Source organism: Aequorivita flava (assembly GCF_038742595.1).
GTDB lineage: Bacteria > Bacteroidota > Bacteroidia > Flavobacteriales > Flavobacteriaceae > Aequorivita > Aequorivita marisscotiae.
Genome location: NZ_JBANCF010000006.1, coordinates 34868 through 58482, shown reverse-complemented (window position 1 = coordinate 58482; position 23615 = coordinate 34868). Strand labels below are relative to the sequence as shown.

The window sequence follows — 23615 nt, the reverse complement described above, 5'->3', positions numbered from 1 at the left end:
GTCGAAATTACCCATGCAAAAAAGATTTTTTGTACTTGTATTATTTTCAATTGTTTGCGCTGTAACTGTTGCGCAAAACACGCAAAATATAACCGTAAGTTTTAACAATACCCCCTTAAAGGAAGCCGTTTTAAAAGTTGAAACACTTTCAGATAAAACATTTTATTTTGAAGATTCTTGGTTGCAGGGTTATTCCGTAACGAAAAGCTTTAAAAATGAAACGCTGCGAACTGTGTTGGATGGGCTTTTCAGCAATACAAACATCAATTATGTTTTACACGAAGGCAAGGTAATTTTATTGAACAATACCTATGTATATACCGAACTGCCAACCAATTATTTTAACGATGCAAAACCCGAAGAGAAGCAGCCCGAAACAATCGACAACGCCCCGATATTTCAGGAAGAATACGCCTCTCAATCTGTTGAAACTAGAAAACTGGTAACCATTGGCAAACAAACGCCCAACGCTTCAAATAAAACCTATATACTTTCGGGATCATTTAAAAATGCAAAAACTGGCGAACCCCTACAAAACCTTTCTATTTCTACTACAGATAGAAGTAAATATGATGTAACCGATGCAGATGGACGTTTTAGTATTCGGTTGCCCTATGGCTTAAACAAACTGGAAACAAACCTGTTGGGATTTGAACGTATTCGTCAAGACGTAATTATGTACGGCGACGGCAGTTTAAATATTCAATTGCGCGAAAATACCGAGTCGCTCGATGAAGTGATTGTTAAATCGAACAAAGACGCCAATGTACGCGATGCGGTCGTTGGCGTAACAAATATAAATATTGAAGCTATAAAAACCATACCATTGGTGTTGGGCGAACGCGATGTTTTAAAAGTTGCTACTACTATGCCGGGAATAAAAACTGCGGGTGAAGGTTCCAGTGGGTTTAATGTTCGCGGAGGTCGCGCAGATCAAAATTTAATTCTGTTAGACGATGCGGTGCTTTACAATCCATCGCATTTTTTGGGTTTCTTTTCAGCGGTAAATCCGTTTACCACCGGAAGTTTAGAAATTTACAAAGCCAGTATCCCCGCCGAATTTGGAGGAAGACTATCTTCAGTTTTTGATATTGAAACCAAATCTGGCAGTATGGAAAAATTTAAGGGCGAAGGTTCTGTAGGCCCAATTACCGCCAATCTTGCCGTAGAAGTTCCGGTTGTGAAAGGAAAAGCCTCGCTAATAGCGGGTTTCCGAGCCACCTATTCCGATTGGATTTTACGAAGTTTAGACGAAGAAGAGCTTAAAAACAGTGAAGCTTCATTTTACGATGGCATTGTAAAATACAAACACAATATAGACAATAACAATTCCATTCAAGGTACATTTTATTATAGCAAAGACCGTTTCAGCATAACTTCAGATTCAATTTTTGATTATAACAACCGTTTAATTTCGTTAAAATACGGTCGCAATTTCAACGATAAAAGTAGGGCAGAGGTTATTTTGGTAAATAGCCAGTATAAATACGGAATTAATTACGAAGCAGATGCCAACGAAGATTTCGATTTTGGATACGCCCTTAACGAGTATCAAGCTAAGCTTAATTTATCTTATAAGTTAAGTAAAAAACACAAGTTAAGTTACGGGTTAAGCAGCAAATTGTACGCAATAGACCCGGGCAATATTGAGCCCGTCGGGGCAAATTCCGATGTGCTCTCAAAAACCTTGGATCGCGAAAAAGGTTTGGAATCGGCCGTGTACATTGCAGATTTATTTGAAGTAAACAAAAGGCTTCTGTTAGATGTTGGGCTGCGCTATTCGTTTTATGCAGCATTAGGCGAAGCCACGCAAAATGTGTACGAAGCAGATGTTCCAAAAAGTGAAAATTCTATTGTAGAGGTTAAACATTACGATAAAAACGAAATAATTGAAACCTACGGCGGACCCGAATATAGAATTGCCGCACGCTATTTGTTGGGCAGCGACTTCTCGGTAAAGGCAGGTTTTAACAGAACAATTCAGTATTTACATCTTCTATCCACAAATACTACCCAATCGCCCACAGATATTTGGAAACTATCCGATTTAAATATTGCACCGCAACGCGCCAACCAATACAGCTTGGGTTTCTTTAAAAATCTTCCTGCATCCGATGTTGAATTCAGTTTGGAGGGCTATTACAAAACAATGACCGATTTATTGGATTATAAAATTGGCGCCCAATTAATTTTAAACGATAATCTTGAAACAGAGCTTTTGCAAGGCGAAGGAAAAGCATACGGAATAGAATTTTTAGTGAAGAAAAATTCAGGTAAATTCAATGGCTATTTTGGGTACAGTTATTCCAGTTCGCAAGTAAAATTGGATAGCCAAATTATGCAGGAACGCGTAAACAACGGCGAATTTTTTCCTGCAAATTACGATAAGCCACACGATTTTTCAGTAGTTGCAAATTACAAGTTAACGAAGCGGTTTAGCTTCTCCGGAAATTTCACCTATCAAACGGGGCGCCCCATTACTTATCCCATCGGACGCTATGTTTTTGCGGGTGAGGAACAGGTGCTTTACAGCGACCGCAATCAATTCAGAATTCCAGATTATTACAGATTGGACCTTGGCGTAAACATAGAAGGCAATCACAAATTAAACAAACTGGCGCATAGTTTTATAAACATTTCGGTTTATAATGTTTTGGGAAGAAACAATCCGTATTCGGTATTTTTTGTGAACGATGCTGGAGAGATAAAAGCGTACAAAACTTCTATTTTTTCAATTCCGGTTCCTACCATAACGTATAATTTTAAGTTTTAGAAAAGATGAAAACCAACATATTATTTACCGCTCTTTTCGCAATTTTGCTGCAGTATGCCTGTACCGAACCCTACGAAATTGAAACCGTAGATTTTGAGAGCGTTTTGGTGGTTGAAAGTACCATTACCGACGAAATAAAACCGCAAATTGTAAGATTGAGCAAAACTTCAACCTTAGAAAATCCAGCTATTATATATGAAACAAATGCAGCGGTAGTTGTTAATTCCAGTGTTGGGAACAATTTTAATTTTTCTTGGAATAATGAAATGGCGGCTTATGTTTCCGACGTTCCATTTAAAGCTGAGCCGAACGTTAACTACACCTTAAATATAATTTCAGCGGAAGGAAAACGCTATACGTCCTCACAGGTTAGCCTACCCCCAAAGGTAGAAATGGATCAAGTTTATCCCGAACGCATTACAGACCCTACAGCCAATAAAGATGGCGTGCAAGTATTGGTAAATACAGAAGATCCCACCGACAATGCAAAATACTTTCGCTACGAATACGAAGAAACCTATAAAATTGTTGCGCCCTATCCGTCGCCTTACTTTGTAGAAATTGTAAATTACAACTCCTCAAACGGAACCTATCAATTAGAGCTTACTCCAAGACAACCCGAAGAAATATGTTATTCTACGGTCTATTCTACGGGTATTGTTCAGACTTCTACAACAGAGCTCAACGAAAATAGGGTGTTTCGGTTTCCGGTGAAGTATTTGGCCAAAACCGACGCCAAAATACAAACGCGCTACAGTATTTTGGTGAAGCAATTTGTTCAAAGTGTTGAAGCCTTCACCTTTTATAAAATTGTACAGGAACTTGGCAGCGTTGAAAGTTTGCTTTCGCAAAGTCAGCCTGGATATGTAGCCGGTAATATGGTTTCCGAAGCCAACCCCAACGAAAAGGTTTTGGGTTTCTTTGAAGTTTCGTCTATGACTTCAAAACGAATTTATTTTAATTATGAAGATGTTGGACTGCAAAAACCACCATATTTTGTGGATTGCGAAGTGCTGACTTTAGATTATAACGATGCTACTATAATGGACGACGATCCCGATGAACGCGCAGCATTATATCAATTAATAATGTATTCCGACTATCAGGTGTTGTCACAAAACTCGCGCCTAATTTATAGAATTGTACAACCGGAATGTAGCGTATGCACCTATTTTTCAACAAATGTAAGACCCGATTTTTGGGTAGATTAATTATGGTTAAAAAACTCTTTATTACAATGTTTCTTTTAGTGGGATTGGCCGCGATGGCCCAAATTCCGAAGGAGGAAATATTGCTCGATACCGGTGTTTTTCCGAAAGAAAACGTAAAACTTTCGGTAAATTCAAAAGTGTTGCTTGCGGGCGAATTGCTTCAGTATAAAGCTTATAATTTAACAGCGTCCAATAAAATGAGCAATCTCAGTAAGATATTGTACGTATCGCTACGAAACGCAACCGACTCAATAGTATTCAATCATAAATTGCAAGTAAATCACGGAACGGCTCACGGCGATTTCTTTATACCTTCAAATTTAAAAACAGGCATTTACAAATTAATTGGCTACACAAATTTTTCAAAAAACAGTTCAAGCGATGCTTTTGCTCAAGTTGATTTATACATTGTAAATACCTTCGTAAAAAGCGAATTAATGCCCTCCAGTAAAGAAACCGTGGTAATGACTTCTTCCACTGAAGAGGATTTACAAAATTTGAAAACAAGACAAGATTTAAATTCACTTACAATAAAATTGAATAAAAAAACTTTCGGACTTCGGGAAAAAGTGTCTTTAACCATTGAAAACTCCGAACGTACCAACGATGGAAATTATGTGCTTTCCGTAAGAAAAATAAACCCCGTAAAAATCTCTGGTGATGTTGCAAAAGCGTCAAAAGTTACGGCTTCCGAAGTATTTTACATTCCAGAACTTCGCGGCGAATTAATTTCGGGCGTAGTTGTTTCAAAATTAAACAATACACCCGCCGCCAATAAAGAAGTGGCATTAACAATTCCGGGGAAAGATTATATTTTTAAAATCGCTACAACCAATGCACAAGGTCGTTTTTACTTTGCTATAGATGAACCTTACAATGCCGAAACGAGTATACTTCAATTGTATGGCGATGAGGCAATGCGAAACACGTACAAAATGGTCCTGGATTCTAAAGATTTTAAAATAACCGGAAAACCACCACACACTTTAAAATTAGAACCACAATTGGAGCCGTGGCTAGAGGAACGCAGCGTACAATTGCAAGTGGAAAATGCCTATTACAACACAAAAAAAGATAGCATTCTGTCTCATAAAGCCAAGCCGGCATTTTACGATAATTTAGGAACCGTGTTTTTGTTAGACGATTACACCCGGTTTTCCACAGTGCGGGAAACATTTGTTGAAGTAATTACACTTGCGGCTATTCGGGGCTCTGGTGATGATGCAAAATTTGTTGTAAACAATGCTTACGACCCAAATAGACTTGCAAAATTTAATAGAATAGATCCGTTGGTTCTTCTCGACGGTGTGTTGATTCAGGATAATGCCGAATTATTAAATTACAACGCTCGTAATATTGAAAGTGTACGCGTGGTAACGGAACCGTATCGTTATGGAGCCAAAATTTATAGTGGAATTATTGCAATTGAATCAAAAAGCGGCGACTATAGCCCAGCAGCTACTACCCACGAATATATTACCGAAATAAACCTGCCGCCAGTTGTAAGCCAAAAACGTTACTATCGCCCAGATTATGGTGCAGGCACGCAACTATCGCGGATTCCGGATTATAGAGTGCAATTACTGTGGCAACCCGAAATTAATATTTCTAGCAAAGATTTTACTACCGCTTTTTACACCTCGGATGTATCAGGTGTATTTGAAATTTTAATTGAAGGTTTTACCGAGCAAGGCGTGTATATTTCTGATAAACATCACTTCAGTGTTACGGAAAATTAACATAAAATGTTAATTTTTTTGCAGTATTGTTAATTTATTTCGATTAAATGAATTATCTTTCATTTTTTAACAACTGTAAACATAAAATTTACCGCCCTATGCTCCACTGGAAAGCAATATATATTATTCTTGCAATTGTTTTCGCGGTAATTGGTTTTATTGGTATTGGTGAAGGTGGCTTGCAACCGGCCAAATACATTTCGGGAATGTTTCTCATACTTTTAATAACACTCTGGGCGACCGAATATGTAGGCAGAAAACGCGGATAAATTGTGTTGTTAAAGTTTTACAAAGCCTGCAATCTATATTTAATATTTTAGTACTTTTATACAACTATCGTATCGGGGTGCTTAAGTTTTAAAAACAGCTGAGAATATACCCGTAAAACTTCGAAACGGATAATGCCAGCAGAAGGAATATGATTTTCAAAGGGAACTTAGATTTTTTTAAATTTTGTTCCCTTTGTTTATAGTCTCTGGGTCTCATAACTCATCTGTCTTCACTTTCTGTCCAGTCATCATTAAAAAAGCCTTTAAAAAACCATCTATTTCCCCGTCTAAAATTGCATCGGTATTCCCAGATTCATGTCCGGTGCGAACATCTTTCACCAATTTATAAGGGTGTAAAACGTAATTTCGAATTTGCGAGCCCCATTCAATAGCCATTTTACTGTCCTCAATTTGGGCACGCTGGGCCATTTGTTTTCTGAGTTCTATTTCGTACAACTGCGATTTAAGCATTTGCATTGCCTTTTCGCGATTCTCTAATTGGCTTCGGGTTTCACTATTGTGAATTACAATACCGCTAGGGTGGTGCGTAAGGATCGCTTTTGTTTCTACCTTGTTTACATTTTGACCGCCAGCGCCGCCACTTCGTGCAAAATCCCAAGAAATATCTGCGGGATTGATGGCTATTTCAATGGTATCATCAACCAACGGATATACATAAACACTCGCAAAACTGGTATGGCGCTTCGCATTGCTATCAAAAGGCGAAATACGCACCAAGCGGTGAACGCCGTTTTCACTTTTTAACCAGCCAAAGGCGAATTCGCCATCAATTTCTAAGGTTACGGTTTTTACTCCGGCAACATCACCTGCTTGAAAGTTAAGTTCTTTTACTTTATACCCATTTTTTTGAGCCCACATTAAATACATACGCATAAGCATATTGGCCCAATCGCAACTTTCAGTTCCGCCTGCACCAGCTGTAATTTGAAGTACGGCGCTCATATCGTCGCCTTCCTCGCCCAACATATTTCGAAATTCCAGTGCTTCAACGGCGCTTTCTGCCTTTTCAAAAGCTGTGTTTACTTGTTCGGGAGTACCTTCTCCTTCCTTGTGGAATTCCAATAAAATTTCGGCCTCTTCGGTAAGTGTTTTTGCGCTTTCGTAGTCTGTTACCCATTTCTTTTTGGTGCGCAAAACCTTCATAAAAGCTTCGGCTTCCTGTGGATTGTTCCAAAAATTGGGGTCGAAGGTTTTTTCTTCGTCGTTGGTAATTTCTATATTTTTGCCAGCAATGTCAAAGATGGCGCCTCAAGGCATCTAACCGCACCTTAAGGTCTTTTATTTGGTCTGTTGTGGTCATAATAACGCCCGTAAATAGGGGTGATTTTTAATTTAAATTTCAATTTAATTAATCTGAAGTAGTTTTTCAAATTACAATTGCCGCAAAAATACCACTAACTTAGCGAGAAGAAAGATTTTTTCGGCTAATTTTATACTTTCTTAAAATTTGTATTTGGAAAAAAATTAACCATTTAAATTCAATTGCCATGAAAAAATTACTGTTTTTATTCACATTAGTATCAGCTATTGGTTTTAGCCAAAACGACGAAGCCTACGTAGATTCGCTGGTGGCGCAGAAATTTGCTGAATTGGAATTGCAGCAAAATCAAGAATACTTTTACCGAAAGGATTATTGCCTCGGAAAAGTTATGATTTTTAATATGCCGGACGGAAATCTCTGCACCTCTTCCTCAACCTATTATGCGGTTTACGTTTTTTGGAAAGAAAGCGATTCGGTTTTAAAGATTCAAAAATTTGATAACTGTGGAAGCTTTAGGCCCATTCCTATAAGCCGAAGTAAGGTTTTTATAAAGGCCATAGAAGATAAGGAAGCCTTAATGACGGGCGAAGTATTGCCGTACAAAGGCGAACAGGTAGATGAAAATGCTACCGGAAATATGTCTGTACAGTCCTGCCATAAAGCCTATAAATTTGTTTTGGACGGCGAGCCGTTCGAAAAGAAATTTAGGGAATACGACTTAACCAACGAATCGAAATATAAAAACGTAAACGCCGAACACAACAATAGCTTGAAGTTGATAAAACTTGATGCATTGCTTTCCGAATTGATAAAAAGTTTTGAAGACAACGGCAAATTTTTTAGAGAAAGATAGCCATTAATTATGATTATAGATTTAAGAAGCGACACCGTTACAAAGCCCACCGAGGGAATGATGAAGGCCATTGTACAGGCCGAAGTTGGGGACGATGTATATAAAGAAGATCCAACCGCAAATAAATTGGAACAGAAATTGGCAACCATGTTTGGTATGGACGAGGCCCTGTTTTTTCCAACCGGAAGCATGGCAAACCAAGCAGCTATAAAAATGCACACCCAGCCGGGCGAACAGTTAATTGCCGATAAATGGGCACACGTTTATAATTACGAAGGCGGTGGCGTTTCGTTCAACAGTGGCGTTTCGTGCAAACTTATTGATGGCGACCGAGGTATGATTACAGCATCGCAAATTGAAGAAAATATTAATCCGCCAGACTTTTACCACAGTCCACTTACCAGTTTGGTGTGCTTAGAAAACACAACCAATAAAGGTGGAGGCGCGTGCTACGATTTTTCTGAAATTGAAAAAATACGAAAGGTATGCGATACCCATGATCTCGGGCTACATTTAGATGGTGCCCGAATTTGGAACGCTTTGGTAGCAAAAAAGGAAGATCCTAAAGCCTACGGAAATATTTTCGATACTATTTCAGTATGCCTAAGCAAAGGTCTGGGTACACCCATGGGCAGTGTGTTATTGGGAAAAAAAGATATAATGAAAAAAGCCATGCGCGTGCGTAAGGTTTTAGGTGGTGGCATGAGGCAGATTGGTTTTATGGCTGCTGCAGGGGTGTATGCTTTAGATTATCACCTGGAACGTTTGGCCGAAGACCACAAAAAAGCAACCGAAATTGCCGACATACTTTCGCAACAATCGTATATAAATAGGGTAGAACCTACCGAAACCAATATTGTAATCTTTTATTTATCAGAAAGTGTTTCCGAAGAAAAATTTATGACCGATCTTCTGCAGAAAAACATTAAAATTAGTTCGATGGGCCAGGGCAAACTCCGAATTGTAACTCATTTAGATTACACCAACCCGATGCACGAAACCTTTCTAAACGTGCTGAAAAATTATTCAAAATAGAATCTCCGTTATGCTCGATATTTCTGCTTCTTATACCGACTTGTATCAACTAACAATGGCACAGGTTTATTTTAAAACCAAACCTAAAAGCATAGCGGTTTTCGATTATTATTTTAGACACAATCCGTATGGTGGAGGCTATACCGTGTTTGCTGGTTTGGAAAATATACTCGAAATTTTAGAAAACCTACACTTTACAACAGACGATATTACCTATTTAGAAAAGCACAATTTTGAAGCAGAATTTTTAGAATATTTACGCAACTTCCGTTTTCGTGGAACAATTACTTCGGTTGCTGAAGGCGATGTTGTTTTTCCAAACAGGCCCATTTTGCAAGTGGAAGGCAATATTATGGAAGTTCAAATAATTGAAACCGTTTTACTGAATATTCTCAACTTCCAAACATTAATTGCTACCAAGGCGAGCCGTATTCGCCATAGCGCGGGCAATAAAATTTTAATAGACATGGGACTGCGTCGTGCGCATGCCACAGGAGGGTATTTAGCAGCCCGAGCCGCAGCTATTGGCGGAGTTAATAGTACCAGCAACGTAATAGCTGCCGAAGATTTTAAACTGAATGCTTCGGGTACTATGGCACATTCGTTTATACAGAGCTATAAAGACGAATTGCAAGCGTTTCGCGATTTTGCAAAAATCCGTCCCAAAAATTGTGTGCTGCTGGTAGATACCTATAACACACTAAAAAGTGGCTTGCCCAATGCAATAACCGTAGCAAAGGAAATGGAGGCGAGAGGCGATAGGCTACTGGGAGTTCGCTTAGACAGTGGCGATTTGGCATATCTCGCTAAACAAACGCGGAAGATTTTGGACAAATCCGGTCTGGAATATGTAAAAATAGTGGCTTCAAACCAGTTGGATGAATATGTAATTAAAAGTTTAAACGAGCAAAAAGCGCCCATAGATATTTATGGCGTGGGTACCAATCTTGTTACCGGTAAACCCGATGCCGCCTTAGATGGCGTTTATAAACTATCGGAATACAATAACGATGCACGTATAAAACTTTCGGAAAATATTATTAAAGTTTCGCTTCCTTCAAAAAAACAAGTTTTCCGTATGCTCGATGACAGCGGCATGTTTTATGGGGCCGACGTTGTAGGCCTTGCCTCAGAAGAAAATATATCTCAGATGCTCCACCCCTTCGATTCAAACAAAAGTTTAAATCTGCAAAATTTTAAACAGGAAGCATTATTGCAGAAAGTTATGCAAAACGGTAAACGAACTATTGAAGAGAAAACGGTTGCCGAAATTGCAAAATACACCGAGGCGCGTTTGGCACTTTTACCCGACGAATACAAGCGGTTTCAAAATCCACATATTTATAAAATTGGGTTAAGTGCCAACCTTAAAAGTGAACGTGACCGATTGGTTAAGGAACATAAATTTTAAATAATGAAAACACTTATAATTGTTGATGTACAAAACGATTTTATACCTGGTGGCTCCCTTGTGGTGCCTGAAGCAGACCAAATAGTTTCGGTAATTAATACCGTACAACCTAAATTTGATTTGGTAGTAGCTTCACAAGATTGGCACCCGCAAAACCATATTAGCTTTGCTTCAAACCATCCAGAAAAATCGGTTTTTGAAACCATTAAAATTAACGAACAAACACAGACCCTTTGGCCAGACCACTGTGTTCAAAATACTAACGGGGCACGTTTTCACCCTAACTTAAACACAGCTAAGTGGGAGGCTATTTTTCGTAAAGGCACCGATCCGGGTATAGATAGCTACAGTGCTTTTTACGACAACGGACATTTAAAATCTACCGGGCTTGCTGGCTATTTAAAGGAAAAGGGTGCCTCGCAGCTCTTTTTCTGTGGCCTAGCTGCAGATATTTGTGTTTACTATTCTATTTTCGATGCTTTTAAAGAAGGCTTCGCCTGCTTTTTTATTGAAGATGCCTCAAAACCATTAGATGTTGAAGGTTTCAAAAAAATAAAGGAGGAAATGGTTTATCATGGAATTCAGATTATTAATTCCAGCGAAATCTAATTCAAAATATTTCCCAATTGTTTTTACGAAAGGATGGGGTGGTGTGCTTTTTATTTCAAAACTATTTTGGTAACTTTAAAAAATCAACTTTAAATTTTTTTTAGAAATGTCTGAACAAGTACAAATGATTCCCGGAAACTCACTAATTACCAAAACCCCCGAAGAAGGGAGACAATTAGCAGTAAAAATGGCGCGATTGGTAATTAAAGCCACGCAACCCGATGCGGCAGTACGCGATAAATTGCGTCCTATTTATGCCGAAGATGCCGCAATGCTCATCGCAATCGGTCAAGTTGTAGCCACAGAATTTGCCACAATTGCAGCCGCCAACAATTATTGGAAATAGTGTTATGGCACAATAGAAAGCAATTTTAGGACCGGTTTTCTATTAATGTATAAATTAAAAAACCACGAATTCACAAATAATACAAGACTATATTATTTGTGAATTCGTGGTTAAGTAGTATTTAAATAAAACTACTCTAGTTCCTTAACTTGTGCGTTAGGCGCATTTTTCCGAACAGATTCTATTCCGTTTTTGGCACCACTCTCGGCGGCATACATTTGGCTGCTACCAATAATCTGCCCATTGCTCGCTTTTATGTTGAAATGTATTTTTCCATTTTTGGCGGTTTTCATTTCAAAGCTATCGTCTTTGCCACAGTTTTTCTTAATAGATTCAATACCATTGGAAGCCGATGCTTTTGTAGCATACATTTGGCTTGTTAAAATAACTTGGCCGTTAGCCGCTTTTAATACAAAGTGAAATTTATCACCGCTTTTTTTCAATTCAAACATAATAATTAGTTGTTTTAAGTATTTATAATTTATCTCGGGCTCAATATCGTAAATAGCAAGAGGTTATAAAAATTGAAAATGCTTTTTTATCATAATTTTAGCATTCTTTATTTAAACATATCCAATCCCGGAATATTAGGCATTCCTTCTTTTGCCACGGCAGCCACCTCTGCTTCGTGCACGTTAGTAGCCTTTTCAATAGCTTTGTTTAAGGCGAGGATTAAATAATCTTCCAGTTGTTCTTTATCTTCCAAAAGCGCATCGGCAATTTCTATGGTTTTGATTTTTCGGTTGGCGGTGAGGGTTATTTTTAATAATCCATCGCTACTGGCTTCTTCCAAAAATACCGTGTCCAATCGCTTTTTTGTAGCTTCTACTTTTTGCTGGGTCTCTTTTAATTTGCCCATCATTCCCATTAAATCTCCAAACATATCTTTTTTATTAAAGTTTGGTGCAAATTTACTAATTTGTAACTCTATATTACAATCTTAGAATCATGAAAAAACTAACCTTCCTTTCAATTGCTTCCCTTATTTTTGCTGCTTCAATAAATGCGCAGGAAATTTCAAAAAACATTATGACAATTACTCCCCCACGAGCTGAAAAAATTCCAAAGAAACTGGAAAAGCACGCTGATCTTCGAATTGATAACTATTACTGGCTTAACAATCCGGACAACGAAAAAGTAATAGCGTATTTAAATGAAGAAAACACCTATTACGAATCTATCACCGGCCACACTAAAAAATTTAAGGAAGACCTCTTTGAGGAAATGAAGGCGCGTATAAAGGAAAATGACGAATCGGTGCCGTATAAATTAAATGGATATTATTATATAACCCGTTACGAAACAGGAAAAGATTACCCAATTTATACCCGTAAAAAAGAGTCACTTAATGCCCCAGAGGAAATTCTTTTTGATGTAAATGAAATGGCCAAAGATTATAGCTACTATAACCTTACCGGTTTAAGTGTTTCTGAAGACAATAAGCTTATATCTTTTGGGGTAGATACCCTAAGCCGAAGAAAATACGACATCTACATTAAAAATCTTGAAACAGGCGAAATTTACGCTGAACGAATTCCACTTACCACAGGAAGCGCAACTTGGGGCAGTGACAACAAAACTCTTTTTTATACCCGAAAGGACGAAAAAACCCTTCGCGCCGATAGAATTTACCGCCATACATTAGGAACCGATCCCATTACGGACCAATTGGTTTTTACCGAAACCGACGATACCTTCGGCACCTACGTTTACAAAACCAAGTCGCGCAAATATATTGTAATTGGCTCCTATAGCACGCTTACTTCAGAATATCGCGTGTTGGAAGCGAATAACCCGATGGGCAGTTTTAAAATTTTTCAACCGCGCAAAAGAGGCTTGGAGTACAGTATTTCGCATTACGGCAATAATTGGTATGTTTTAACCAATAAAGATGGAGCGCTCAATTTTAAATTAATGAAAACTTCTGAAGATAAAACCGCTGCGGAAAACTGGAAAGATATGATTGCCCACAGAACCGATGTACTATTGGAAGACATCGATATTTTTAACGATTTTTTGGTGGTAAGCGAGCGTAGCGATGGACTTACAAAAATTCGAATTAAAAAATGGGAGGGAAGTGAAGATTACTATCTTCCATTTGACAATGAAACATACACCGCTTTTACCACGCAGAACCCTGAATTTAATACCAAAATACTTCGTTATGGGTATAATTCATTAAACACTCCGGCCTCGGTTATAGATTTTAATATGGAAACCAAGGAGAAAACCATCTTAAAGGAAACCGAAGTTTTAGGTGGAAAGTTTAATAAAAACAATTACCAAACGGAACGTTTATGGGCTACGGCAGCCGATGGTTCAAAAATTCCAATGTCGGTAATTTATAGAAAGGGAATTAAAAAAGACGGAACCAATCCGCTGCTCATTTATGGCTATGGCTCGTATGGCGCAACAATAGATCCGTATTTTTCAACGGTGCGACTTAGTCTTTTAGATCGCGGTTTTATATTCGCTATTGCGCACGTTCGCGGAGGTGAATATATGGGAAGACAATGGTACGAAGATGGAAAATTGCTGAAAAAGAAAAACACTTTTACCGATTTTATCGATGCTTCAAAATATTTAATTGAACAGGGCTATACCTCGCCGCAGCATTTATATGCTTCAGGTGGTTCTGCCGGTGGGCTTTTAATGGGAGCTATTGTAAATATGGCGCCAGAATTATACAACGGAGTAATTGCTTCAGTTCCGTTTGTAGATGTGGTAACCACCATGCTGGACGATTCCATTCCGCTTACAACTGGCGAGTACGACGAATGGGGCAATCCCAATGAAGTTGCATATTATGAGTATATAAAAAGTTACTCTCCCTACGATAATGTAATGCCAAAAAACTATCCAAACATGCTCGTTACCACTGGGCTACACGATAGCCAAGTGCAATATTGGGAACCAGCAAAATGGGTGGCAAAACTTAGAGATTTAAAAACCGATTCAAATATACTTTTACTCCAAACAAATATGGATGCGGGTCACGGCGGGGCTTCCGGACGTTTTGAAGCCTTAAAGGAAGTTGCAATGGACTATGCCTTTCTATTGGATCTGGAAGGAATTACGGAGTAATAAAAATATTTCATTATCTTTGTCGCGTTAAAAAATTCAGTTTGTAACTGGGTATTTTTTATAACGAACTCCCTCTTTATGAAAGAAGAAATAAAAGCCCACAATAATGTGTTGGAACTTATAGGCAACACACCGTTGATAAAGCTTACAAAAATTACCCAAAAAATGAAGGGTAATTACTTTGCAAAAGTAGAAGCATTTAATCCTGGGCACTCTACAAAAGACCGTATCGCACTTTATATTATTGAAGAAGCCGAGCGAAAAGGCATTCTTAAACCCGGCGATACCATTATTGAAACTACCAGTGGAAACACAGGTTTTAGCATTGCAATGGTTAGTATTATTAAAGGGTACGACTGTATTTTGGCGGTAAGTTCAAAATCGTCGGCAGATAAAATTGATATGCTTAAAACAATGGGCGCCAAGGTATATGTTTGCCCCGCCCACGTAAGTGCAGACGACCCACGCTCGTATTACGAAGTGGCAAAAAAATTACACAACGAAATTAAAGGTTCTGTTTACATCAATCAGTATTTTAATGAATTGAATATTGATGCACATTACCAAACAACTGGCCCCGAAATTTGGGAACAGACTGCTGGAAAAATAACCCACTTGGTAGCTTGCAGCGGTACTGGAGGAACCATTTCTGGAACCGCTCGATTCTTAAAGGAGCAAAACCCAGACATTAAAGTTATAGGTATTGACGCCTACGGCTCCGTACTTCAGAAGTACCACCAAACCAAGGAATTTGATGCAAATGAAATCTACCCATACCGAATTGAAGGTTTGGGGAAAAACTTGATTCCAACCGCTACAGATTTTAACATTATAGACAAATTTGAAAAAGTAACCGATGAAAGCAGTGCGCATACTGCCCGTGAACTTGCAAAAACCGAAGGGCTCTTTGTTGGGTACACCAGTGGCGCCGCCATGCAAGGTTTAAAGCAGCTGGAGGAAGAAGGCGAATTTACTGAAGATAGCAATATCGTGGTAATATTCCCAGACCACGGATCGCGTTATATGAGTAAAATTTACAACGACGATTGGATGAGCCAACAAGGTTTCATTGATTCTGAAACTGCGGAAATACAACAAATTGAATACGTCAAGTAATAATTACTTGGAGATTTTAGAAATACTATTTAAAAACCGGTTGAGCATATCTCAATCGGTTTTTAAGTATTGGCGGATCACTTCTAAACAAGAATTTGCGAAATCTAAAATCTCATGTCTAAAAACAATAATCTTATAATAATTTAATTAATTTTGTCCCGTATTTAATAAACAAAGGTTGATGAGAGATTTATTCGATAAAATTTATAAAGATAAAGGTCCGTTGGGTAAATGGGCTGAACAAGCGGAAGGCTATTTTGTTTTCCCAAAACTGGAGGGTCCAATTTCCAACAGAATGAAATTTAAGGGCAAAGATGTAATTACGTGGAGTATTAATGATTACCTAGGCCTTGCCAATCATCCCGAAGTGAGAAAAGTAGATGCCGAAGCCGCAAAAAAATGGGGCTCTGCCTACCCAATGGGCGCAAGAATGATGAGTGGCCATACAGATCTTCACGAACAATTACAGCGCGAACTCGCTGCCTTTGTAAATAAGGAAGCTGCTTACCTATTAAACTTTGGGTACCAAGGCATGGTTTCTACCATTGATGCCCTAGTGGCAAAAGACGATGTAATCGTGTACGATGTTGATGCCCACGCTTGTATTATAGATGGGGTTCGTCTTCATTTAGGCCAGCGTTTTACTTACAAGCACAACGATATGGAAAGTATCGAAAAGAACCTGCAACGCGCTACGAAAGTAGCCGAAAAAACCGGCGGGGGAATCTTGCTTATTTCCGAAGGGGTTTTTGGAATGCGCGGTGAACAGGGAAAACTAAAAGAAATTATTGCACTTAAGGAAAAATACAACTTCCGCTTTTTTGTTGATGATGCCCACGGCTTTGGAACACTCGGTAAAACAGGGGCCGGAGCAGGTGAGGAGCAAGGCGTGCAAGATGGAATTGACGTGTATTTTGCAACTTTCGCAAAATCTATGGCGAGTACTGGCGCTTTTATTGCCGGTGATGAAGAAATAATGAACTACCTTAAATACAACCTGCGTTCGCAAATGTTTGCAAAATCGTTACAGATGGTTTTGGTTGAAGGCGCGTTAAAGCGTTTGGATATGCTCCGAACGATGCCTGAATTAAAGGAAAAACTTTGGGAAAATGTAAACGCTCTTCAAGGCGGACTTCGAAAAAGAGGTTTTGACCTTGGAACTACGCAAAGTTGTGTAACGCCAGTATATTTAAAAGGAAGTATTCCCGAGGCAATGGCGCTGGTAAAAGACCTTCGTGAAAACCACGGTATTTTCTGCTCAATTGTAGTTTATCCAGTAATCCCGAAAGGATTAATTCTTTTAAGAATGATTCCAACGGCATCGCATACAATGGAAGATATTGAAGAAACGTTAGAAGCTTTTTCATCTATCCGCGAGCGACTGGAGAATGGAACGTACAAGCGTCTTTCTGCAGCTGTTGCTGCGGCAATGGGCGAATAAAAATTTCTCTGAAAAACAGAAGTTTCAAAAAAAATCCACCTTTTTTAAGGTGGATTTTTTAATTATAAGTCTTTTCTAAAAGTACTCCGCTCTTTGTGCTGCACTGGATTGTAATCCTTCCACAACAACTGCACGGCCGTATTTTCCTTTAACTCGGGATTGGTTTCAACAGTGTGTATTCCTTTTGAATTGAATAGGTGTTGCATCTCCTCAAAAATAATCGCGGTCACGCCTTTTCCTTGGTACTCCGGATCAATTCCTATTAAATAAAAAGCTGCGGTATCGTTCTTTTTCTGCGCCTTTAAAATATGCCGCCATCCAAATGGAAAGAGTTTCCCATTTGCTTTTTTCAACGCTTTCGAAAAGGAAGGCATCACAATGGAAAAAGCAATTAACTTTCCTGCTTCATCTTTAATACAGCAAATATAATCTGGGTGGATAAAGCTAAAATATTTCTCTTTATAATAATCTATTTGGTACTGTTGAATAGGAACAAAGGTTTGGAGTGTGTTGTACGTTTTGTTCAACAAGCCAAACATTTCATTAACATAGGGTAATATTTCTTTTTTATTTTTAAATCGAATTACCGAAAGTTTATACCGTTGGCGAACAATACTTGAAAATTTTGCTACTTTTTCAAATATAGTATCGGGAATTTGCAGGGTGTATTCAACCCACGTAGCTTGCTTGGTAAAACCGAGTTTTTCCAAGTGTTGGGCGTAATACGAATGGTGGTACCAAGTAATCATGGTGTTTAATTCATCATAGCCCATAGTGAGTATTCCGGCTTTCTCCATATTGCTGAAACCTACCGGGCCTTCGGCATATTCAAGATTGTGTTCGCGCCCTTTTTCGTAGGCTTTTTCAAGAAGCGCCTTTGTTACCTCAATATCATCTACCATATCTAACCAGCCAAAACGAATTTTTTTCTTCCCTTGCTCGTTTATTTCTAGATAGTTTAAAATTACGGCAATCCGGCCTACAATTTCATCGTTTTTATACGCCAAATAATACCAAGCTTCGGCATTTTTAAACACTGGGTTCTTTTTGGTGTCTAATGTTTCCATTTCGTCCTTTATTAAAGGGGGAACCCAATATTTACTGCCTTTGTACAGCTTAAATGGAAAAGTGACAAACTTTTTTAGATCACTTTTGGAGTTGGTTTGTTTTACAGTAATCATATAAAAATACTATTGTTCGCCGTTATTGTCTAAATCTAGTTCCTGCTGGCGTTCTTCTTTTTTGTTTTTTGCCTTTTTTTCTTCAGCTTTAATGGTTTTGTCTTCCAAATATTCGTCTGTGTCGTGCATATCAAAACGATAGGCAACCCCTAAGCGACCATAAAATTTTGAAGGAGTGTCCTTTAAACTAAAAGTAAGTGAAAGATCTACTTGAAGGTTTTCATTTATTAAAGCTGCCGCTCCTCCCCGAAGTAGTTGATCTGCATAAAAATCGCTTTTAAATCCTTGGTTTTCAACAAATATAGAAAAGTACCTGTTGGTAGCGTGTGTTAAGGTTACAATATAACCATAGGTTGGAAATTCGGTGGTTACACGATCTACAATTAAATTAGTCACAAAAACCCACCCACCAATAAAGTTATTTTGCGTAGAAATAACAAATTTCGGGCTTAATACACTTTCATTCTCCGGGGTAAACGGATTGTTTGAAAAATCAAAATTTGCCCCTGCGTAGAGTGCAACTGCCGGTATTAAATCCTCCCACTGTACTTTGTTGTTTTTTCGCCAGCTGTATAAATTGGGACCTTTTAAATCGCGTTTTCTGTACGGATCGTAAATTAAATATTTAGCGCCAATTGTGTTGTGCTTAAAATTTGAAAGCTTGTATTCCCTCGCCACCGCAGCACGTGTATCGGTAACCGTATTAGATTGAAAATCGCCCATAAAGCTCACTTCCAAACGTTCTTTAAAAAATCCATACCGCACCGAATAATCTATGGTATTGCCATCGGTTTCGGTTTTTAAAAGGCTGTGTTTTTCTTTTCCGTAACTATAGCCGGCTTCAATCTGCAATACATTGGTGCCTACCGCAAACGCGCCCTGAGAGCCCCCGGGACGGTTGGTGTTTATCATTTCGGTATATTGTGCCGAGAGGGTTAGATAAAAGAATAAGCTGAACAGAATGGATAAGAAAAATTTGGTGTTCATATATTGTTAGGTTTAGTTCAAAGATATAAGATTTTACCATTAATTTAATAGTCAATATTCGTCTTTTTCTGCATCAATACTTATTTTTGAAAACAATTTTACAGTTATGATGACATTCCTAAAAACGATATTAATCGTTCTATTGGTTTATTTTGGGCTTAAATTTCTTATTAGGCTCGCTACCCCTTACCTCATGCGGTATATTTCAAAAAAGGCCGGACAGCAGTTTGAGCAATTTTTTGGAAATACTACAAATATGAATACAGAACGTGAACGGGAGGGAAGTATTACAATTGATAAAAATCCTTCCAAAAATTCACGCGCATCTAAAACAGTTGGCGAATATGTAGATTACGAAGAGGTAGATTAAAAATAAACTTTTTAAACCCTACCGTATAACGGTACCACTCTTTTTAATTAACATTACAGCCGTAATTTGTTTTATTTGAAATTTGCATTTTCCCTTGGTCGTGGTTCTTTTTCAATTCTCTTTCAAAAAAAATCCCTAATTTCCCCACTTCAAACCCATAAGTAAAATTATGCCCTCCAGCTATAAAAAATTTCTTCCCCACTTAGTTGTCTTTGTTTTGTTTATCGTTGCCGCCTTGGCTTATTTTAATCCTGTTTTACAGGGTAAAAAAATATTCCAGAGCGATATTGTGCAATATACCGGGATGGCAAAGCAACAGAACGATTTCAGAAAAGCCACCGGTGAAGAAACCTATTGGACCGACGCCGCTTTTGGCGGAATGCCTACCTATCAATTGGGCGCCAAATACCCAAATAATTATATAAAACAACTGGATCTCGCCATTCGGTTTTTACCGCGACCGGCAGATTATCTGTTTCTGTATTTTATAGGGATATACCTATTGTTTTTAGTGCTAAAAGTAGATTATAAACTCGCCTTTCTCGGGGCCTTGGCCTTTGGGTTTTCTACCTATTTAATTATAATTTTAGGCGTTGGCCACAATGCAAAAGCCCACGCCATTGCTTATATGCCCTTTGTTTTAAGTGGCATATTCCTCACTTTTCGGAAAAAATATCTCTGGGGATTTTTAGTGCTAACAGTGGCAATGGGGCTGGAACTGGTTGCCAATCACTTCCAAATGACCTATTATCTATTACTGTTGGTGGCAATCATTGGCATAGTATATTTAATAGATGCTTTTAAAAAGAAAATGTTGCCCCATTATTTTAAGGCCATTGGAATAATGGCTGTAGCGGTATTGATTTCTATTGGTTTAAATGCTACCAATATTTTAGCTACCAAAGAATATGCAGATACTTCTACGCGCGGCAAAACAGAGCTTACCATAAATGCCGACAATACGCCAAAGGACAACAAAACAGGATTGGATTTTGACTATATAACCGAATACAGCTACGGCAAGCTGGAAAGTTTTAATCTTTTTATTCCGCGGTTTATGGGTGGAAGTTCTTCGGAAGCTTTTCCCAACGATTCAAAAACCGCTGAAAGTTTAATGCGCATGGGTGCTTCGGCACAAGAAGCAAATCAGGTTTTAAGCCAGATTCCAATGTATTGGGGCGATCAATCTTTTGTAGGCGCCCCGGCGTATATTGGAGCTATCGTGATTTTCCTGGCTGTTTTGGCCTTGTTTTTAGTTCGTGGAAGAATAAAATGGTGGATTGTTGCAGGATTTATTTTAACGCTTCTTTTATCCTGGGGTAAAAACTTTAGCGGCCTGACCCAATTCTTTATCGATTACGTTCCGCTTTACAATAAATTTCGCGCGGTTTCTTCAATTCAGGTAATTATTGAATTAATCCTTCCCATTCTGGCTATAGTTGGTCTTCATCAGTTTTTCAACAAATTTGAACAGGAAAAGGAAAAGAAAAAAGCACTGCTTTATTCCACGGGAATCGTTGGCGGCCTTACCTTGCTGTTTATTCTTTTTAAAACATCCCTTTTCGATTTTGCCAGTCCGTACGATAGTTATTTTCGTGAGGAAATGGGCCTTCCGTTTGTAGAGGCAATTCGCGAGGATAGAATGTCGCTTTTTACCTCAGACGCCATTCGTTCGTTAATCTTTGTAATATTAACAGCAGCCGTTCTATGGTTTTTTATAAAGGGATCACTTAAAAAGGGAATGGCAATTGGCGCACTTTGTATCTTGATTTTGGTAGATTTAGTGGGGGTAGATAGAAGATATGTAAACGAAGAAGACTTTGTACAGGCACGAATAGTAGATGAGCCCTTTCAGAAAAACGGAGCCGATATTCAAATTTTGGAAGACGATGGGCATTACCGTGTTTACGATGCTACAGGAAATGCGTTTAACAGTGGTCGCGCCAGTTATTTTCACAATGCTTTGGGCGGTTATCACGCTGCAAAACCCGGCCGTATGCAGGATTTATACGAATTCTACATTAGCCAGGGCAATATTGGTATGCTTAATATGCTAAACGTGCGCTATATTATTGTACAAAACAAAAACGGTGGCGCGGTAGCACAACGCAATCCCTACGCCAATGGCGATGCTTGGTTTGTTGAAAATGTACTTCCTGCCGAAAATGCTGATGAGGAAATTAGGCTTTTAGACAGTTTAAACACTAAAGTAACCGCAGTTGTAAACAACGAATTTATTTCTAAAATTCCGAGCCAAAAAATTGCAAGGGATAGCACTGCAAGCATCGAGCTTTTTAGTTATCAGCCCAATCATTTGGTATATGAAGCTGCTACCAAGTCGCCCCAATTGGCTGTTTTTTCAGAAATTTATTACCCTCAAGGTTGGAATGCCTATGTAAATGGTAAGCCCGCAGAATATTTTAGAGCTAATTATCTGCTGCGCGCCATGGTAATTCCGCCGGGAAACAATAAAATAGAATTCAAATTTGAACCAAAGGTTATTCAAACCGGAAGTACAATTTCCTTAATTAGCAGTATCATTTTTCTTTTAATTTTGTTGAGTGGCTTATATTATGCCTTTCGAAAAAAAGAAGAAAAACAGTAAATGAAACACGCCCTTATCATTACATATTATTGGCCTCCAGCAGGCGGTCCGGGCGTACAGCGCTGGTTAAAATTTGTAAAATATTTTCGTCAATTTGGAGTGGAGCCCATTGTGTATGCCCCCGAAAATCCAAACTATCCTTTGGTTGATGAAAATTTTTCTGCTGAAATTCCCGACGATATCAAAATCGTAAAACACCCCATTAACGAGCCGTACCGATTTGCAAAGCTTTTTTCAAAAAAGAAAACTGAAAAAATGAGCAGCGGTATAATTTCAAAGAAGGATTCGTCTGCAATGGAGAAGCTTATGCTTTACGTGCGCGGCAATTTCTTTATTCCCGATGCCCGCGTAGGATGGGTAAAACCTTCGGTGAAATTTTTGTCGCAATTTATAGCTGAAAACACTGTAGATGTGATAATTACTACGGGGCCTCCGCATAGTGTTCACTTAATAGGAATGCAGCTTAAGAAGGAGTTAAACCTGAAATGGATTGCAGATTTCCGCGATCCGTGGACAACCATTCACTACCACAAATCGCTTCGATTAAACAAAACTTCGGCACGAAAGCATAAAGAATTGGAAGCATCGGTATTAAAATCTGCCAACATAGTTACTGTAACCAGCCCTACAACCAAAAAGGAATTCCAGATGATTACTGATACCCCAATAGAGGTAATTACTAACGGCTACGATATACTCCCGGAAATTATTTTTAAATCGGATACAGCGTTTTCTATCTCGCACATTGGATCCTTGCTCAGCGAACGCAATCCCGAGGTGCTGTGGAAGGTTCTAAGCGAAATTTGTACGGAAAATGAAACTTTTAAAGCAGATTTACTCCTGCAATTTGCCGGTGCCGTAAGCGATGAAGTAAAGCAAAGTCTCAAGAAATTTCAACTTGATCAAAATTGTACATTTTTAGGTTATGTTTCGCATTCTAAAGCATTAAAACTGCAACACCAAAGTCAGTTACTATTGTTAGTTGAAATAAACAGCGCCGAAACCCGTGCCATAATTCCTGGGAAACTCTTTGAATATCTCGCTGCAAAACGCCCGATTATAGCATTGGGACCAAAAGAAAGCGATATTGAAGAAATTATATTGGAAACTAAATCGGGTAAATTTTTTAGCTATTGGAGCGATGCCGAGTTAAAAATTGAAATCCTTAAATCCTACGAAGCATATAAAAAGGGCAAGCTGCAAATTGCTTCCGAAGGTATCGATAAATACAGCCGAAGCCAATTAACTCAGCGGATGGCTACACTAATTAAGGTCGTTTAATTCCATAAAAAAAACCTTCGAT

The 23615-nt window shown here is 38.5% G+C and carries 20 protein-coding genes; 15 read left to right on the top strand and 5 right to left on the bottom strand.

From position 1 onward, the window contains the following. The first annotated feature begins 13 nt into the window (after positions 1 to 13). The 4 genes from VZD24_RS09045 (at position 14) to VZD24_RS09030 (ending at position 5992) form a co-directional block, all read left to right on the top strand. Positions 14 to 2773 carry a carboxypeptidase-like regulatory domain-containing protein gene (locus VZD24_RS09045; protein ID WP_342688790.1) on the top strand — a complete coding sequence of 920 codons (2760 nt, stop codon included), beginning with the start codon at positions 14 to 16 and terminating at the stop codon, positions 2771 to 2773. Between the two features lie 5 nt (positions 2774 to 2778). Continuing rightward, the gene (locus VZD24_RS09040; protein WP_342687487.1) at positions 2779 to 3984 is read left to right on the top strand and encodes a DUF4249 domain-containing protein; all 1206 of its coding nucleotides are present in this window, start codon (positions 2779 to 2781) and stop codon (positions 3982 to 3984) included. Positions 3985 to 4010: 26 nt separating this feature from the next. Further along, positions 4011 to 5723, top strand: coding sequence for a hypothetical protein (locus VZD24_RS09035; protein WP_342688789.1), 1713 nt, complete (start codon positions 4011 to 4013; stop codon positions 5721 to 5723). Positions 5724 to 5821: 98 nt separating this feature from the next. Continuing rightward, positions 5822 to 5992, top strand: a complete 171-nt coding sequence (locus VZD24_RS09030; protein ID WP_279448243.1) for a DUF1328 domain-containing protein — start codon at positions 5822 to 5824, stop codon at positions 5990 to 5992. A gap of 213 nt (positions 5993 to 6205) precedes the next feature. On the opposite strand, the gene prfB is transcribed toward VZD24_RS09030, so the two are convergent. Then, positions 6206 to 7313 (bottom strand): peptide chain release factor 2 gene (gene prfB, locus VZD24_RS09025; protein ID WP_342687489.1). Its coding sequence is split into 2 segments (ribosomal slippage): positions 6206 to 7249 and positions 7251 to 7313, totalling 1107 coding nucleotides; the frame shifts between segments, so codons are not numbered across the junction. A gap of 187 nt (positions 7314 to 7500) precedes the next feature. Here prfB and VZD24_RS09020 point away from each other — a divergent pair. From VZD24_RS09020 to VZD24_RS09000, 5 genes are all read left to right on the top strand, one after another. Beyond that, positions 7501 to 8127, top strand: a complete 627-nt coding sequence (locus VZD24_RS09020; protein WP_279448241.1) for a hypothetical protein — start codon at positions 7501 to 7503, stop codon at positions 8125 to 8127. A gap of 9 nt (positions 8128 to 8136) precedes the next feature. Beyond that, positions 8137 to 9162, top strand: coding sequence for a threonine aldolase family protein (locus VZD24_RS09015; protein ID WP_342687490.1), 1026 nt, complete (start codon positions 8137 to 8139; stop codon positions 9160 to 9162). Between the two features lie 10 nt (positions 9163 to 9172). Further along, positions 9173 to 10573 (top strand): nicotinate phosphoribosyltransferase, encoded by a 1401-nt coding sequence (locus tag VZD24_RS09010; protein ID WP_342687491.1) that lies wholly within the window; start codon positions 9173 to 9175, stop codon positions 10571 to 10573. A 3-nt stretch (positions 10574 to 10576) separates the two neighbouring features. Then, positions 10577 to 11182 (top strand): bifunctional nicotinamidase/pyrazinamidase, encoded by a 606-nt coding sequence (gene pncA, locus VZD24_RS09005; protein WP_342687492.1) that lies wholly within the window; start codon positions 10577 to 10579, stop codon positions 11180 to 11182. A 106-nt stretch (positions 11183 to 11288) separates the two neighbouring features. Beyond that, complete coding sequence (locus tag VZD24_RS09000; RefSeq protein WP_279448237.1) at positions 11289 to 11528, top strand: hexameric tyrosine-coordinated heme protein; 240 nt, start codon at positions 11289 to 11291, stop codon at positions 11526 to 11528. A 131-nt stretch (positions 11529 to 11659) separates the two neighbouring features. On the opposite strand, the gene VZD24_RS08995 is transcribed toward VZD24_RS09000, so the two are convergent. Then, positions 11660 to 11980: a YegP family protein gene (locus VZD24_RS08995; RefSeq protein ID WP_279448236.1), complete on the bottom strand. Its 321-nt coding sequence runs from the start codon at positions 11978 to 11980 to the stop codon at positions 11660 to 11662. Positions 11981 to 12087: 107 nt separating this feature from the next. Beyond that, entirely contained in the window at positions 12088 to 12411 is a 324-nt protein-coding gene (locus tag VZD24_RS08990) for a YbaB/EbfC family nucleoid-associated protein (RefSeq protein WP_279448235.1), read from the bottom strand. Between the two features lie 65 nt (positions 12412 to 12476). On the opposite strand from VZD24_RS08990, the gene VZD24_RS08985 reads away from it, so the two are divergent. The 3 genes from VZD24_RS08985 (at position 12477) to capB (ending at position 17169) form a co-directional block, all read left to right on the top strand. Continuing rightward, entirely contained in the window at positions 12477 to 14612 is a 2136-nt protein-coding gene (locus VZD24_RS08985) for a S9 family peptidase (RefSeq protein WP_342687493.1), read from the top strand. 78 nt (positions 14613 to 14690) lie between these two features. After that, positions 14691 to 15728 (top strand): cysteate synthase, encoded by a 1038-nt coding sequence (capA, locus tag VZD24_RS08980; protein ID WP_279448233.1) that lies wholly within the window; start codon positions 14691 to 14693, stop codon positions 15726 to 15728. Between the two features lie 181 nt (positions 15729 to 15909). Next, positions 15910 to 17169 (top strand): cysteate-C-fatty acyltransferase, encoded by a 1260-nt coding sequence (gene capB, locus VZD24_RS08975; RefSeq protein ID WP_279448232.1) that lies wholly within the window; start codon positions 15910 to 15912, stop codon positions 17167 to 17169. Positions 17170 to 17231: 62 nt separating this feature from the next. Here capB and VZD24_RS08970 read toward each other — a convergent pair whose 3' ends face one another. Together VZD24_RS08970 and VZD24_RS08965 are read right to left on the bottom strand one after the other, a co-directional pair. After that, positions 17232 to 18350, bottom strand: a complete 1119-nt coding sequence (locus VZD24_RS08970; RefSeq protein ID WP_342687494.1) for a GTP cyclohydrolase — start codon at positions 18348 to 18350, stop codon at positions 17232 to 17234. 9 nt (positions 18351 to 18359) lie between these two features. Continuing rightward, the gene (locus VZD24_RS08965; RefSeq protein WP_279448230.1) at positions 18360 to 19337 is read right to left on the bottom strand and encodes a transporter; all 978 of its coding nucleotides are present in this window, start codon (positions 19335 to 19337) and stop codon (positions 18360 to 18362) included. Positions 19338 to 19443: 106 nt separating this feature from the next. Between VZD24_RS08965 and VZD24_RS08960 the strand changes: the two genes are divergently transcribed. The 3 genes from VZD24_RS08960 to VZD24_RS08950 all read left to right on the top strand — a co-directional run bounded on the left by VZD24_RS08960 (position 19444) and on the right by VZD24_RS08950 (position 23593). Next, complete coding sequence (locus tag VZD24_RS08960; RefSeq protein ID WP_279448229.1) at positions 19444 to 19707, top strand: DUF4834 family protein; 264 nt, start codon at positions 19444 to 19446, stop codon at positions 19705 to 19707. 169 nt (positions 19708 to 19876) lie between these two features. Continuing rightward, positions 19877 to 22312 (top strand): YfhO family protein, encoded by a 2436-nt coding sequence (locus VZD24_RS08955; protein WP_342687495.1) that lies wholly within the window; start codon positions 19877 to 19879, stop codon positions 22310 to 22312. Continuing rightward, entirely contained in the window at positions 22313 to 23593 is a 1281-nt protein-coding gene (locus tag VZD24_RS08950; RefSeq protein ID WP_342687496.1) for a glycosyltransferase family protein, read from the top strand. Positions 23594 to 23615 lie beyond the last annotated feature (22 nt).